Below are 12,930 nucleotides of genomic sequence, written 5' to 3' on the forward strand. Positions count from 1 at the left end.
CAACATAAAGCCCCAGCATAAAACCGCAAAAATAGATATCACCAGGATACTGGTGTGCCAATGTGCTTTATGTGATCTTATACGGTGTTCTATGGGTGTTGCCGCCCTCTCGTACCAGTAAATAAACAGAACACCTGCGAGCATCAGTGCAACGACTATAAGAACTTCTTTTTGGAGCAAATGATAGATCGGAAGAGAAAAAAGGTAAAAACTGATGTCCTTGCCGAACAGAGGATCCAACACACCACTACGACTGCCGAAGAGAAACAGCAGTGACTTTTCCCAATTTTTGAAAATCGGTATGGCAACTATCAAAGCCATCACAAAAGAAAGAAGAATATACATGTCTCGCAAGGCATGGTTGAGATACTTTAGCCATTTTTTTTCTTTGTAACCATCGGGTTTGTCTTCAAATCCAATAATATGGGAAGCAACCCTGAAGTTGACATAGAAGATTGCAAAAAACAGGATCGTGAAAAATATAAGTATAAGGTATGGATAAAGTAGCCTCAGAAGATAATATGATGTCATTCCTTGGCCTTGAAACCACCACAAGTCCACAAAAAAATCTATGAATATAAATTTAACAGCAGCAATCAGGATAGCGAGTATCCCAAGCAAGCCGATTATGAATGCCATCCACTTTTTTATTTTAAGCATTTTTATTTTAGTCATTTTTTTCCCATTTCATTTTTAAATTACATAGATTCAAATTATAGGAACTTCTTTTTTCACAATAAAAGAATAAATGAAAACATAAGAAATTATGGAAGAAGATCAATGTCTGACGAACCCCCTTTATGAATATAACCTTCACTTTTAGGAATCCTCTAATTCGATGATCAAGTTTAATCGTTTACATATTTTTTTTGTACCATCTTATCTGCTTATTTTCAACTATCTGTCCGGATATTTGCTTTTGATGCCTTGTTACCCTATCCAATAAAGTGATAATATGACTGACAACAGATTTGAAGAGTTGCCAATGATGAAACTAAAAAGAATATGCATCTTGTCTGCAATTATCTGTGTTTCCATCTCAGGTAATTGCCATGCCGGTGCCACAATGGTAAATGGGACTGAATTTTCAAACTCGGTTGAAGTCCGTGGAACCCGTCTGCAATTATCAGGTGCGGCACTGCTCAGATACATGTTTTTAATAGAGGCATATACCGGCGCACTGTACCTGCCGGAGAAAACGGATGGACGGAATGCGCTGGATGATATATCCAAGCACCTGATTTTAGAATATCGGGTGGCGCTCTCTTCAGATGATTTTGCCAAAGCAACCATGGAAAAGATTAAGGGGTCTGTAAGCAAAGAAGCTTTTCAACGCCTTTTGCCAAAAATCAAGGCATTGAACCGACTATACAAAGATGTTCAGCCCAAAGACCGGTATGCGTTGACTTATCTGCCGGGAGTTGGAACCCAGTTGACGCTTAATGCCGAGCCGCTCGGAACAATAGAAGGATCGGAATTTGCCAGAGCGGTATTTGCAATCTGGATCGGTAAAAATCCAATTGATAAAACATTTAGAGACCGGCTTCTGGGGAAATCAAAATGATCAGCAGACAAAGAGAAATCGACACGCCCCACATATCATGGCCGGATAAGCTGGCTTATTCATTGCCGGCTCTGTCCCTGGCAATTATAGGCATCCCCGTGTATGTGTTCCTGCCCAAATTCTATACTGATACCATCGGGTTGAGTATGTCCACCATTGGCATTCTGCTGATGGCTGTCCGGTTATTCGATGCAGTGACTGACCCCGTTATCGGTTATTTATCTGACAGGAGCACCAGCCGTTTCGGGAGACGCAAGCCCTATATTGCATCGGGATCTGTGGGTCTGGCAGTTTCGATCATCTTTCTGTTCAAACCGCCGATTTTATCCGGGGCAATGATGAACATCTATTTTGGTTTCTGGTTGTTTGCCCTGTTTTTTTTCTGGACACTGGTGGCCATCCCCTATGAATCTCTTGGTCCGGAGATGACCCGGGATTACCATGAAAGAACCGCTCTTTTTTCCATGCGCGACGGGTTTTTAATCATTGGAACGCTTCTGGCGGCAGGGTTTCCCATGTTAATTGATGGAATAATGAATATAATGGGAAAGGCGGCCACCGAAAGGGAACGATTCTCCTTAATGGCCTTCGTATTTGCCCCATTGATTGTCATGTTCTCTTTCTACTGCATCTACCGAATCAAGGAAAAATATCAACACACCGGCAGTGACGATCTGCTCAAAGGATTTTCAGCGGTACTTAAAAACCGTCCATTTTTAATCCTGATATCCGGATACACCATCAGCGCTGTTGGCAGCAACCTGCCGGCAACGCTGATCCTGTACTATGTGGAGTATGTTCTCAAAGCCCAGAGAGCAGAAGGATTTTTACTGATCTATTTCTTAACCGGTATTGTGTTCTTGCCACTCTGGATTGTTGTTTCCCGCAAAGTCGGTAAAAAAAGGGCCTGGATCATTTCAATGCTTATCAATACCGGTGCGTTCAGTGGTGTATTTTTTCTGGGGCCGGGCGATGCAGTGATATATGGGGTACTGGTATTTTTCTCCGGTATCGGATTTGGTGCCGGGCTTGCACTGCCGTCTTCCATCCAGGCGGATGTAATTGATTATGATCAGGTCTTAACCGGACAGCGGCGGGAAGGCCGCTATATCGGGCTGTGGTCTATTTCGAAAAAATTATCGGCCGCATTAGGCGTCGGTATTGGACTGGTGCTGCTGGCGAAGGCCGGTTATCAACCCAATGCGGAACAGCCGGGGTCTGCGGTTTTTATGTTGAGAGTGCTTTATGCGCTAGTACCGTGCCTCTGCAATATTTTATCCATTGTCATTATCAGTTTTTATCCGATTTCAGAGCAGGCACATGCTCAAATCCAAAGAGAGATCGGCCGCTTATAATACCCGCCCCCAATCATAGGGAGTGTGTCTGGCATGTAATGATACCCTGGATTTGGATATTGTTGACGGATAGTACGCTGCAGTCTATGATTGTTTTATTCAGAATCTAAGGCTGCATTGAAAGGAGACTGTATGTATCGATATAAAAAACTGATGGTCTGCCTGAACCTGGACGAACATGATCGGTATCTGGTTAAATACTCAGGGTTTATTTCCCGGATGACCAGGTCACAAGAGGTCCTGTTTGTATATGTGTATGACTCTTTTGATATCCCTGAGGAGATCAGAAAGATTTACCCTCAATTATATTCACCGCCGGAAGCGATGGTGAAAAAACAAATGCAAAAAATCGTGGCTGAGCATTTCAACGGACATGAAGAGACTGCGGTTTCGTTCAAGTCCATGGAAGGGCCCCAGCTGGGCATGCTGATTTCGTGTACGAAAAATTATGATATAGACCTTTTGATCGTCGGTCATCATCCCGACGACTCGGCCGATTTCAATTGGCTTGCGGAAAAACTGGCCCGTAAAGCCTTTTGCTCTCTCCTGATTATCCCAAGCAATACCACCGCATATTTTGATAAAATCCTTGTGGCTGTCGATTTCAGTGATCACTCATTGAATGCACTGGATGTGGCCAGTGCATTTGCAAAGGCGGCAAACCTTGATCATCTCTACATATTGAATAATTATCAGGTTCCGACAGAACACCATAAAACAGGTAAGACCTACGAGGAATTTGCCTACATCATGCTTGAAAACGCGAAATCAAGATTGCGGCTCGCCTTGTCCAAGGTTGATCTTAAATCCGTGGGTATCAAACCAATTTTTAAAAAGGATAAAAATGTTGTCAGCAGTATCCGAAACTTTTCAGAAAGCCTGGGGGACGCCCTGATCGTTGTCGGGGCCCGGGGCCGAAGTGGCAATATTGCTGCAATACTTCTGGGCAGTATCACCGAAGGGTTGATCAGGACAACACACAAACCGCTTCTGGCAGTTAAAGAAAAAGGCCAGGGATTAAATATTTTAGAAGCATTTACATCACAATAACAATTCATTTCATACAGGAGAAATAGAATGGATCATCATGACCACAGCGATGAACCCCTGATTTTGAGACTTCGTGCCATCATCCGATTTGCCGTAAGGGTTTTGGCTCTGATTATGACGGCTGTAATCCTTTGGGGGGTGGTTGATGTGTGCTGGGTGTTGTATCAAGAATTAATCTCACCACCCAGATTCCTGCTGACCATCAGTGATATCCTTGCCACTTTCGGGGCCTTTATGGCGGTACTCATTGCCATTGAAATATTTGTAAATATATGTATTTACCTGAGGGAAGATCTGATCCATGTCCAGATTGTCATGGCAACCGCCCTGATGGCCATTGCCCGGAAAGTTATCATTCTTGACTTCAACAAGACCAGCCCGGAATACGTGTGGGCCATTGCGGGTGTTGTTTTTGCCATGAGCATCGGGTATTTTCTGGTAGTGAACTCATCTCAAACATGTATCGCAATGTTTGATCCAATCTTTCCAAAGGATCGCCATGAAAGACATAAAGCCGAAAAGCCGGAATAGGCGGGGCCGGTTAAGGATGGCGTTACAAAAGAGCCGATTCATGCCCACCGGGATCGATAGCGGATTTTGGATAACAAAATGAATCGTCAAAAACCAATAATGGGTTTGTCCGTTGCGTTACACCTGTTTTTACTCATTGGGCTTTGGGTGCTGTATACCCCTTTGGGTGTCAGTTGGTATTGGGATTGGGTACCGTCATTGGGGGCCTCATTTTCAATCCGGCTTGACGGCTTGAGCATGCTCTTTTCATGGCTGATCTGCGGCATCGGTCTGTTTGTCCAGCTTTACGCCTTCCATTACATGAAAGACAAGCCTTTAAGCGCTTTGTTTCATCTCTATCTGACCCTTTTTATGCTGGCCATGCTTGGGCTGGTCCTGGCCGGAAACCTACTGCTGTTGTTTATTTTCTGGGAGCTGACCACGGTGACCTCCTACCTGCTGATCGGATTTAACCACGATCAGGAAGTTTCCAGGAAAAATGCACTTCAGGCCATGCTTGTGACCGGCGCAGGGGGACTGGCGCTGCTGGCGGGGTTGATTTTGCTGGGGCAGATGGCAGGCACCTGGGAAATGGATCAGATCATCAACCGCGGCGCCGCATTCACATCAGACAACCGATTTGCGCCGGCATTGATTCTGATCCTGATCGGTGCCTTCACCAAATCCGCCCAGGTCCCCTTTCATTTCTGGCTGCCCGGGGCCATGTCCGCCCCGGCACCGGTGAGTGCCTTTTTGCATTCAGCCACCATGGTAAAGGGAGGAATTTATCTTCTGGCCCGTCTTGCACCCGTATTCAGCCAAAGCGATCTGTGGTTCTGGTCCCTTGCTTTGACAGGCGGTATTACAGCGGGCTGGACAGTGGTTGTCGCATTGCAACAAAGGGATTTAAAGTTGATGCTGGCTTACAGCACCAATGTGGCCCTCGGCAAGCTGGTTTTTCTTCTGGCGTTGGGCACCCGGTATGCCATATCGGCAGCGTTGATGTTCACTATAGCCCATGCATTATACAAGGCGGCACTGTTCATGGTGATCGGCACTGTGGATAAGGCTACGGGTACGCGGAACATTGACCAGGTTGCCGGACTTGGCAGGATACTTAAATTCAGCTTTCTTGCCGCCGGATTGAGCGCATTGTCAAAAGCGGGTGTCCCGCCGCTGCCTGGATTTTTGAGTAAAGAATATATGTACAAGGCAGCACTTCAAATATCTTATGCGCCCACAATTTTGCTGGTGTTTGTCAATGCCCTGATGGGGGCAATGGCGCTTTTGGTGGTGGTCCGTCCGTTTATTTCCAAACCGGATGCCCGGACCGTACCGGCAACGCCTGTTGAAAAATACATTTTTTTGTGGATTCCGCCGGTCTGTCTTGGCATATTGCAGCTGTGGGCCACCACCCTGGGCCTGCACTGGCTCAATACAACGCTGATTATTCCGGCTGCACAGGCTGTCGCCCCCAATGCCGGGTATGTAAGCTTAAAACTTTGGCAGGGCCTGAATCTGCCCCTGGCTCTGAGTGGTGTGTCATTGTTATTTGCATTTCTCCTGTTTAAATACCATACCCGGATTAAACGTTTCATTGACCGCACCACCCGCATGCTGCCGGCCGGCAGCCAATGTTACGAGCTCATAGTTAAAGGGATCATCCGGTCAGGATCGGCCCTGACCTCCGTTCTTCAGCATGGCCGGTTGACCGGGTATATTTTTATGCTCTTTTTTCTGATGGCATTGGTTTTCCTTTTTAATGTTCCTGCACTACCCATGCCTGATATCGTCGACCGGCAGGGCATTCGTTTTTATGAAGTTTTGCTGGCCCTGGGACTTGCCGCTGCCGTCACCACGGTTATCCTGTCGCACTCCCGCCTGCTGGCCATTGTCTCCCTGGGGGTGGCCGGGTTTATCACCACCTTGTTTTTAATGTTTTACAATGCACCGGATGTGGCTAAAACCCAGCTGCTGGTGGAGACACTGAGCGTTATTTTCCTGGTGATAATTGTTGGCCGACTGCCGAAATTTTCGGATGTCCTGCCCCATACGCCCGTAAAACGGATGCTGAATACGGCAATCGCCGTAACCATTGGTGCCGGTGTTTTCAGGGTTCTTTACGCCATGAGTGCGGGAGATCCGGATACTACGCTGATTGACTATTTTGCCGCCAACAGTCTGATCGCGGCCCATGGCCGAAATATCGTCAATGTCATTCTGGTGGATTTCAGGGCCATTGATACCCTGGGTGAAATCACGGTTGTGGTGATGGCCGCGCTGGCGGCCTCTGCCATCCTGCTGAAAAAGAAAAGGACAGATCGATGAAATCCGTTATTTTCAAAACAACCGCCCACATCGTTATCGGGATTATGCTCCTTTTTTCTCTATACCTGCTTTTCAGAGGACATAATGAACCGGGCGGAGGTTTTATCGGGGCACTGATTGCGGTGATTGCCTTTGCTCTGCTGATCCTTTCCGAATCCCCCCATTATGTCAGAAAACGCATTGGTTTATCGCCTGGAATGATTGCCTTAACCGGGGTTGGTTTATCCCTGGGATCAGGTTTTTTTGCCGCATTTTCAGGCAAAGCATATTTAACAGGGCTCTGGTGCAAAACCGGCCTTGCTCTGGGAACTCCTTTGCTTTTTGATGTCGGGGTTTACCTGGCCGTAATCGGCGGAGTGCTTTCCATTCTGCTTGATTTGGCCGAGGAGCTATTATAATGCATCTGCTGTTGAGCCTGATCACCGGCATGCTGGTCGCCGCCGGCATTTATTTGATGCTGGAACGTCACCTGCTTCGCATTCTTTTCGGCTTTATCCTGTTGAGCAATGGAATCAACCTGGCGATCCTGACTGCCGGGCGGCTTTCAAAAGAGGCCCTTCCCATAATCCCGCCAGGTGCTGTAACCCTTGACGGTTATTTTGCCAATCCACTCTCCCAGGCATTGATTCTGACTGCCATTGTCATCGGTTTTGGCGTGCTGATCTTTTGCCTGAGTTTGACATACCGGGCCGTTAACGATTCAGGCTCAGCAGACGCTGACCATATGGACTGGTCGGAAAAAGGGGAATAATGATGAGCTGGCTGATCATACTTCCTGTTATTTTTCCATTGTGCGGCACATTTTTTCTTTATCTATTCAGAAGAGATAACCGAATCGTCACTGCCTTATCCTGGGCAATAAGCGGATTTGGTGTAATCGTCAGTATCCTGTTGATGCACCGGGTTTACATCCTCGGCCCCCAGGCCATATCACTGGGGAGCTGGCCGGCACCTTTCGGTGTCGTCTTTGCCGCGGATCTCTTATCTGCCGCCATGGTCGCGGTGACCTGGCTGATCGGGCTGGGCGTGGTTGTTTATGCCGCGGCAGACCTTAACGCCAACCCCTCATATCCACGCTTTCATCTGCTGATACATTTTTTGCTGACCGGTGTTAACGGCGCTTTTTTAACCGGAGATCTGTTTAACCTTTACGTCTGGTTTGAAGTCATGCTGGTTGCCTCTTTCGGTCTGATGACTCTGGATGCCGACACAACACAGATACACGGCAGCATTAAATATGTTTTGTTAAACCTGATCTCCACCTTAACCCTGCTGCTGGCCATCGGGCTGCTATACGGGGCCACCGGTATGCTGAACCTGGCCGGGCTCCATTTTAAAACCCATACGCTCTCCCCTGGATTTGTCTCTCTTTTGAGCGGTCTGTTTTTATTTTCTTTTTCGGTTAAATCAGCCCTGTTTCCTGTGTTTGCATGGCTTCCGGCCTCCTACCACACCCTTCCCAGCAGTATTGCAGCTCTTTTTGCCGGCCTGCTGACCAAAGTCGGCATTTATGCCATGATGCGGATATTCACCCTTGTCCTTCCCTTTGAAGGAACCATCTGGCAGACCATTTTAATTGTGTTGTCCGGTCTGACCATGCTGACAGGTGTTTTGGGAGCTGCCGGCCGTTTCACCATAAAAAAGATCCTGTCTTTTCATATCATCAGTCAGGTCGGGTATATCATCATCGGTCTTGCGCTTTATACTCGGCTGGCCCTGGCCGGTTCCATCCTTTATCTGATCCATCATATCATCGTAAAGGCAAACCTCTTTCTCATCGGTGGTTTTTTAAACCGCAAATTCGGCAGTGACCATCTGTCACAAATGGGCGGTGTCTACCGATCCGTGCCTTTGGTCGCCGTTTTGTTTTTGATACCGGCATTCTCACTGGCCGGTTTTCCTCCTCTCTCCGGTTTCTGGAGTAAATTTGCAGTTGTCCGGGCAAGTCTTGAAACCGGTCACACCATACTGGCCGCAACTGCCCTTTTTGTCGGGGTTCTCACGGTTTACTCCATGTTAAAAATATGGAACCAGGTATTTTGGGAGGCGGCACCGAACGACGTAACACCCTCACCGTCGGTAAGCTTTAGAGAAACAAATTTATATCTGGTGCCCATAGCCATTTTTGCCCTGATCACGATAATCATAGGGCTTTTTGCAGAACCCTTTTTTCAGTATGCCGACCGCGCCGCGGTTCAGCTTCTTGATCCGATTTTTTACGTCCAGGCCGTACTGGGAGACAGATGATGATTTATTTTGTTCTCAACCTGTTATTTGCCGGTGCGTGGGTCCTGGTCAACAATGCCTACGGCATCATTGATTTTGTTATCGGTTTCTTGCTGGGCCTGGGCTGCCTGTGGCTGACACGCCCCTTTGGTCAGGACAACTCTTATTTCAGACGATTGAAGGCTTCAGTTGTTCTGGTGTTTTATTTTCATTACGAAATGACGATATCGGTTTTACGGGTTGCCTGGGAGGTACTGACGCCGACCCCTAAAAGTGTCCCGGACATTGTTCATATTCCCTTGGATGCAAAAACGGATGTTGAGATCACCCTGCTTGCCAATATGGTCTCGTTAACCCCAGGGACACTCAGTCTGGATATCACAGAGGAGAAATCCCATCTCATTGTGCACGCCATGTTTGCTCGGGATCACGATGCCGTCATTTCCGGGATTAAAAACGGACTGGAAAAAAAACTGCTGGAGGTGACACGTGGGTGATTTGATGACCATGGCTGTGACCATTACCTTCACCGGATTGCTGGTCAGCTTTGTGCTGGCATTTATTCGTCTGATTATAGGCCCGACACACGCAGACCGGCTCATCGCCCTGGACTTGATCGGGTCCATTACCATCAGTTTCATTGCCGTGTTTACCATTACCAGCGGACAAACCGCTTTTCTGGACATCGCAATCACACTGGCCCTGGTGATGTTTGTGGGCACCGTGGCTTTTGTGGCATTCATGAAATCCCGGCTGATTCAATCCAAAAAAAGCAAGGACGAGCCTCCATGGAAATCCTGATGGCCATCTGCCTTATCACCGGTACTTTTTTTACCCTTATGGCTGCCCTGGGTGTTCTCAGAATGCCGGACATCTACATGCGGACCCATGCTGCGACCAAGGCGGGCACCTTTGGTATCGGAATGATCGTGCTTGCGGTCGCCCTGTTTTTCACGGATACGGCTGTAACCTCCCGGGTTGTCGGTATTATGTTGTTTTTTATTATGACCACGCCGGCTGCAGCTCATCTACTTGGAAAAATTGTAATGAACTCCCCTTATCGGATGTGGCGTAACCCTTTTCAAAAAAAATAGCCGGTAAAGCGACTTCTCTGTAGTACCGAAAAGATGATTGCCGACCCTGCTTTCATAAATTCCAAAACCATCTTTCTCTCTTCAAATTCCGGCTAAATTAATGCGCCGACATTGAACGACATTGAATAATCTGTTGAATTTTTGCACATAGGATGTTAGAAGGCATACATTTGTAACAAATGTATAACTTATAACCTGTTGTTCCTAATACTAATTGTGAGGATCCGACCATGTTCAACGCCTTTGTAAAAAACTTTTTAGGAAATGCTCCCATATGGTACAAGCTTGCTATTATAGTGTTCCTAATTATCAACCCCATTCTCCTTATTACCGTCGGCCCTTTTATTACAGGCTGGGTACTCATTGGAGAATTTATTTTTACCCTGGCCATGGCACTGAAATGCTACCCGTTACCTTCGGGCGGTCTTCTGGCCATTGAAGCCATTATCATGGGTATGGCCAAACCCGAAACCGTTTACCACGAAGCACTGGCGAATTTTGAGGTTATCCTTCTTTTGATGTTTATGGTTGCAGGCATCTATTTCATGAAGGAATTTTTGCAGTTCACCTTCACTCGGATACTTGTGCGGGTGCAGTCTAAAGTTGTGATTGCTTTGCTTTTCTGTTTTGCCGGCGCTTTTCTGTCCGCTTTCCTTGATGCGTTGACCGTTACAGCGGTCATCATCGCGGTTGCCTTTGGTTTTTACAATGTCTACCACCGGTATGCCTCCGGAAAAGACAGCACCTGCGAACATGATCTCACCGACGATAACGCATGCCAAATGGCAAAACGCGATGACCTGGTTCAGTTTCGGGGTTTTTTGCGCAACTTGATGATGCATGGTGCTGTGGGTACCGCTCTGGGCGGTGTCTGTACTCTGGTTGGTGAACCCCAGAACCTGCTGATCGGCCACCAGATGGGCTGGCACTTTGTTGACTTCTTTCTCGAAGTTGCACCGGTCTCCATCCCCGTCCTCATTGTCGGGCTTGGGACCTGTTATGGACTGGAGAAAATGCACTGGTTCGGCTATGGCGTTGAAATGCCCGGCAACATCCGTTCCCACCTGCTGGAAACTGCAGTGAAAATGGAAGAAAAACAAGGAACCAGAGGCAAGGTCAGACTTATTACACAGGCCATTGCGGGTATCTGGCTGATCCTTGCCCTTGCCTTCCATCTTGCCGCGGTAGGCCTGATCGGACTATCCGTTATCATCTTCCTTACCGCTGTGAACGGAATTACAGACGAACACCATTTTGGAGAGGCATTTACGGAAGCCCTGCCTTTTACGGCGCTGTTGGTTGTCTTTTTCTCCATTGTTGCGGTGATTCACGAACAGCACCTTTTCCACCCCATCATGCATTTTGTTCTCGGTCTTCATGGTCATCTACAGCTTGGGGCATACTATATTGCAAACGGTTTATTATCAGCGATTTCTGACAATGTTTTTGTTGCCACCGTATATATTACGGAAACAAAGATGCATTTTGTCAATGTGCTTGCACAGATCCCCGATATTGGTATGACCGGACAGGAACTGATGGACAAACTTACCAACCCGGAACTTGTCCGGGCTGACGTACTGGCTGCCCTTCCGGCAGACGCTGCTGCCAAAGCACACGAAGTTATCCATCATTTTGACAACCTCGCCGTTGCAATCAATACCGGAACAAACATCCCGAGTGTGGCAACGCCAAATGGTCAGGCCGCTTTCCTGTTCTTGCTGACTTCAGCCTTGGCACCCGTCATCAGACTCTCCTATGGCCGGATGGTTTGGCTTGCACTGCCGTACACCATCACCATGTCAATAACAGGCCTTATTTCCTGTTACCTGTTTTTGTAATACGTATACCTCATAGTATATAAAGATAAAAAAAGGAGCGCCCAATGCAGAGATACTGCATTGGGCGCTCCTTTTTTACACTGGACTAAACCGTTTGTTATTCTATTTGGTTATATCCTTTCTTTTCTACTTTTGATGTACCATTCCTCATCACCATAAACCTTATCTAAACAGTCAGGGCAAAGACCGTGGCTGAACTGTGCCTCGGAATGTGCTTCAATATATATCTCTAAATTATCCCAATATCCCTGATCATTTCTAATCTTTTTGCAATAAGAGCAGATCGGCAATAAACCTTTTAGCGTTTTTATATTGTCAAGAGCCTCTTGTAATTCAGTAATAAAGGCCTCTCTTTTTTCTTCAGTTGCTTTACGTTCTGTAATATCCCGCAGCGTGGCCAAAATATGATCTTCTGCGCCTATTGTTGCCCTCTTCAGGTTAACTTCAACCCAGAACAGCTGTCCTGTTTTATGTCTGGCCTGCCATTCAAAAATCTGGGCTTCTCCTGCAGATGCCTTTTTTATGAACGCCACAGCGTGTTTCTCATTATAGGGCGGTTTGCCGGAACTTAGCGCATTTATTCCAATCAACCCGGTTTCCTCCAGAGAATAGCCGAACATCTCACCTGCTTTCTGGTTGGCCTCAAGTATTTGCCCGGTCTCTTTTTCATGGATTAAGATGGCATCATTTAATCCATGAAAAATGGCTTGGAACCGATCATTGCTCTCAACATTTTTTTTAAGGCTCATATGGTCACAGGCGCCACTTTTTGAGTTAATCATTTTGCAATCCTCTCTTTAAAATAAACGGGTGTCATTAAAAGCATACATCGGTGATGTCAAATAAATGTAAGATTCTTGAAAAAAATAGTTACACCGGTAATTTTAATTCCAGGTCAAATTTGATATTTTTGTAAAATGTCTAAAATAGGAAATTACCCAGGGCAAACGCATTAAAATTTT

General features: G+C 46.7%; 14 protein-coding genes. 12 read left to right on the forward strand and 2 right to left on the reverse strand.

The genetic code is table 11. From position 1 onward, the window contains the following. Positions 1-675, reverse strand: a 675-nt coding sequence (locus tag B3D59_RS13555) for a UPF0182 family protein (protein ID WP_286820402.1), incomplete at its 3' end; no start/stop codon positions are given. A gap of 280 nt (positions 676-955) precedes the next feature. On the opposite strand from B3D59_RS13555, the gene B3D59_RS13560 reads away from it, so the two are divergent. The 12 genes from B3D59_RS13560 (at position 956) to nhaB (ending at position 11,968) form a co-directional block, all read left to right on the forward strand. Next, positions 956-1,564 (forward strand): chalcone isomerase family protein, encoded by a 609-nt coding sequence (locus B3D59_RS13560; protein WP_286820403.1) that lies wholly within the window; start codon positions 956-958, stop codon positions 1,562-1,564. Further along, complete coding sequence (locus B3D59_RS13565) at positions 1,561-2,919, forward strand: MFS transporter (RefSeq protein WP_286820408.1); 1,359 nt, start codon at positions 1,561-1,563, stop codon at positions 2,917-2,919. The genes B3D59_RS13560 and B3D59_RS13565 overlap by 4 nt, the downstream gene beginning before the upstream one ends. 132 nt (positions 2,920-3,051) lie before the next feature. Further along, positions 3,052-3,969, forward strand: a complete 918-nt coding sequence (locus B3D59_RS13570) for a universal stress protein (RefSeq protein WP_286820411.1) — start codon at positions 3,052-3,054, stop codon at positions 3,967-3,969. 27 nt (positions 3,970-3,996) lie between these two features. Then, positions 3,997-4,500 carry a phosphate-starvation-inducible PsiE family protein gene (locus B3D59_RS13575; protein ID WP_286820412.1) on the forward strand — a complete coding sequence of 168 codons (504 nt, stop codon included), beginning with the start codon at positions 3,997-3,999 and terminating at the stop codon, positions 4,498-4,500. 78 nt (positions 4,501-4,578) lie between these two features. Beyond that, the gene (mbhE, locus tag B3D59_RS13580) at positions 4,579-6,807 is read left to right on the forward strand and encodes a hydrogen gas-evolving membrane-bound hydrogenase subunit E (RefSeq protein ID WP_286820413.1); all 2,229 of its coding nucleotides are present in this window, start codon (positions 4,579-4,581) and stop codon (positions 6,805-6,807) included. Continuing rightward, positions 6,804-7,205: an MnhB domain-containing protein gene (locus tag B3D59_RS13585; protein ID WP_286820415.1), complete on the forward strand. Its 402-nt coding sequence runs from the start codon at positions 6,804-6,806 to the stop codon at positions 7,203-7,205. Before mbhE ends, B3D59_RS13585 begins: the two co-directional genes overlap by 4 nt. Continuing rightward, positions 7,205-7,558 (forward strand): NADH-quinone oxidoreductase subunit K, encoded by a 354-nt coding sequence (locus tag B3D59_RS13590; RefSeq protein WP_286820418.1) that lies wholly within the window; start codon positions 7,205-7,207, stop codon positions 7,556-7,558. The genes B3D59_RS13585 and B3D59_RS13590 overlap by 1 nt, the downstream gene beginning before the upstream one ends. Beyond that, complete coding sequence (locus B3D59_RS13595; protein ID WP_286820420.1) at positions 7,558-9,054, forward strand: proton-conducting transporter membrane subunit; 1,497 nt, start codon at positions 7,558-7,560, stop codon at positions 9,052-9,054. The genes B3D59_RS13590 and B3D59_RS13595 overlap by 1 nt, the downstream gene beginning before the upstream one ends. Continuing rightward, a complete protein-coding gene (locus B3D59_RS13600; RefSeq protein WP_216593997.1) occupies positions 9,051-9,530 on the forward strand; it encodes a Na+/H+ antiporter subunit E in 480 nt (159 codons plus the stop codon). Before B3D59_RS13595 ends, B3D59_RS13600 begins: the two co-directional genes overlap by 4 nt. Beyond that, entirely contained in the window at positions 9,523-9,834 is a 312-nt protein-coding gene (locus B3D59_RS13605; RefSeq protein WP_286820421.1) for a cation:proton antiporter, read from the forward strand. The genes B3D59_RS13600 and B3D59_RS13605 overlap by 8 nt, the downstream gene beginning before the upstream one ends. Continuing rightward, positions 9,822-10,127 (forward strand): monovalent cation/H(+) antiporter subunit G, encoded by a 306-nt coding sequence (gene mnhG, locus B3D59_RS13610; protein WP_286820426.1) that lies wholly within the window; start codon positions 9,822-9,824, stop codon positions 10,125-10,127. The genes B3D59_RS13605 and mnhG overlap by 13 nt, the downstream gene beginning before the upstream one ends. Positions 10,128-10,357: 230 nt before the next feature. Further along, a complete protein-coding gene (gene nhaB, locus B3D59_RS13615) occupies positions 10,358-11,968 on the forward strand; it encodes a sodium/proton antiporter NhaB (protein WP_286820436.1) in 1,611 nt (536 codons plus the stop codon). A gap of 110 nt (positions 11,969-12,078) precedes the next feature. Here the strand turns inward: nhaB and B3D59_RS13620 are convergent, their stop codons facing one another. After that, entirely contained in the window at positions 12,079-12,750 is a 672-nt protein-coding gene (locus B3D59_RS13620; RefSeq protein ID WP_286820440.1) for a PAS domain-containing protein, read from the reverse strand. Positions 12,751-12,930 lie beyond the last annotated feature (180 nt).

The sequence above is a fragment of the Desulfobacter sp. UBA2225 genome (assembly GCF_002348205.1).
GTDB classification, from domain to species: Bacteria; Desulfobacterota; Desulfobacteria; order Desulfobacterales; family Desulfobacteraceae; genus Desulfobacter; species Desulfobacter postgatei.

Coding starts and splice junctions, on each gene's coding strand:
- B3D59_RS13560 (WP_286820403.1), top strand. CDS start 956: ATGACTGACAACAGATTTGAAGAGTTGCCAATGATGAAACTAAAAAGA.
- B3D59_RS13565 (WP_286820408.1), top strand. CDS start 1,561: ATGATCAGCAGACAAAGAGAAATCGACACGCCCCACATATCATGGCCG.
- B3D59_RS13570 (WP_286820411.1), top strand. CDS start 3,052: ATGTATCGATATAAAAAACTGATGGTCTGCCTGAACCTGGACGAACAT.
- B3D59_RS13575 (WP_286820412.1), top strand. CDS start 3,997: ATGGATCATCATGACCACAGCGATGAACCCCTGATTTTGAGACTTCGT.
- mbhE (WP_286820413.1), top strand. CDS start 4,579: ATGAATCGTCAAAAACCAATAATGGGTTTGTCCGTTGCGTTACACCTG.
- B3D59_RS13585 (WP_286820415.1), top strand. CDS start 6,804: ATGAAATCCGTTATTTTCAAAACAACCGCCCACATCGTTATCGGGATT.
- B3D59_RS13590 (WP_286820418.1), top strand. CDS start 7,205: ATGCATCTGCTGTTGAGCCTGATCACCGGCATGCTGGTCGCCGCCGGC.
- B3D59_RS13595 (WP_286820420.1), top strand. CDS start 7,558: ATGATGAGCTGGCTGATCATACTTCCTGTTATTTTTCCATTGTGCGGC.
- B3D59_RS13600 (WP_216593997.1), top strand. CDS start 9,051: ATGATGATTTATTTTGTTCTCAACCTGTTATTTGCCGGTGCGTGGGTC.
- mnhG (WP_286820426.1), top strand. CDS start 9,822: ATGGAAATCCTGATGGCCATCTGCCTTATCACCGGTACTTTTTTTACC.
- nhaB (WP_286820436.1), top strand. CDS start 10,358: ATGTTCAACGCCTTTGTAAAAAACTTTTTAGGAAATGCTCCCATATGG.
- B3D59_RS13620 (WP_286820440.1), bottom strand. CDS start 12,750: ATGATTAACTCAAAAAGTGGCGCCTGTGACCATATGAGCCTTAAAAAA.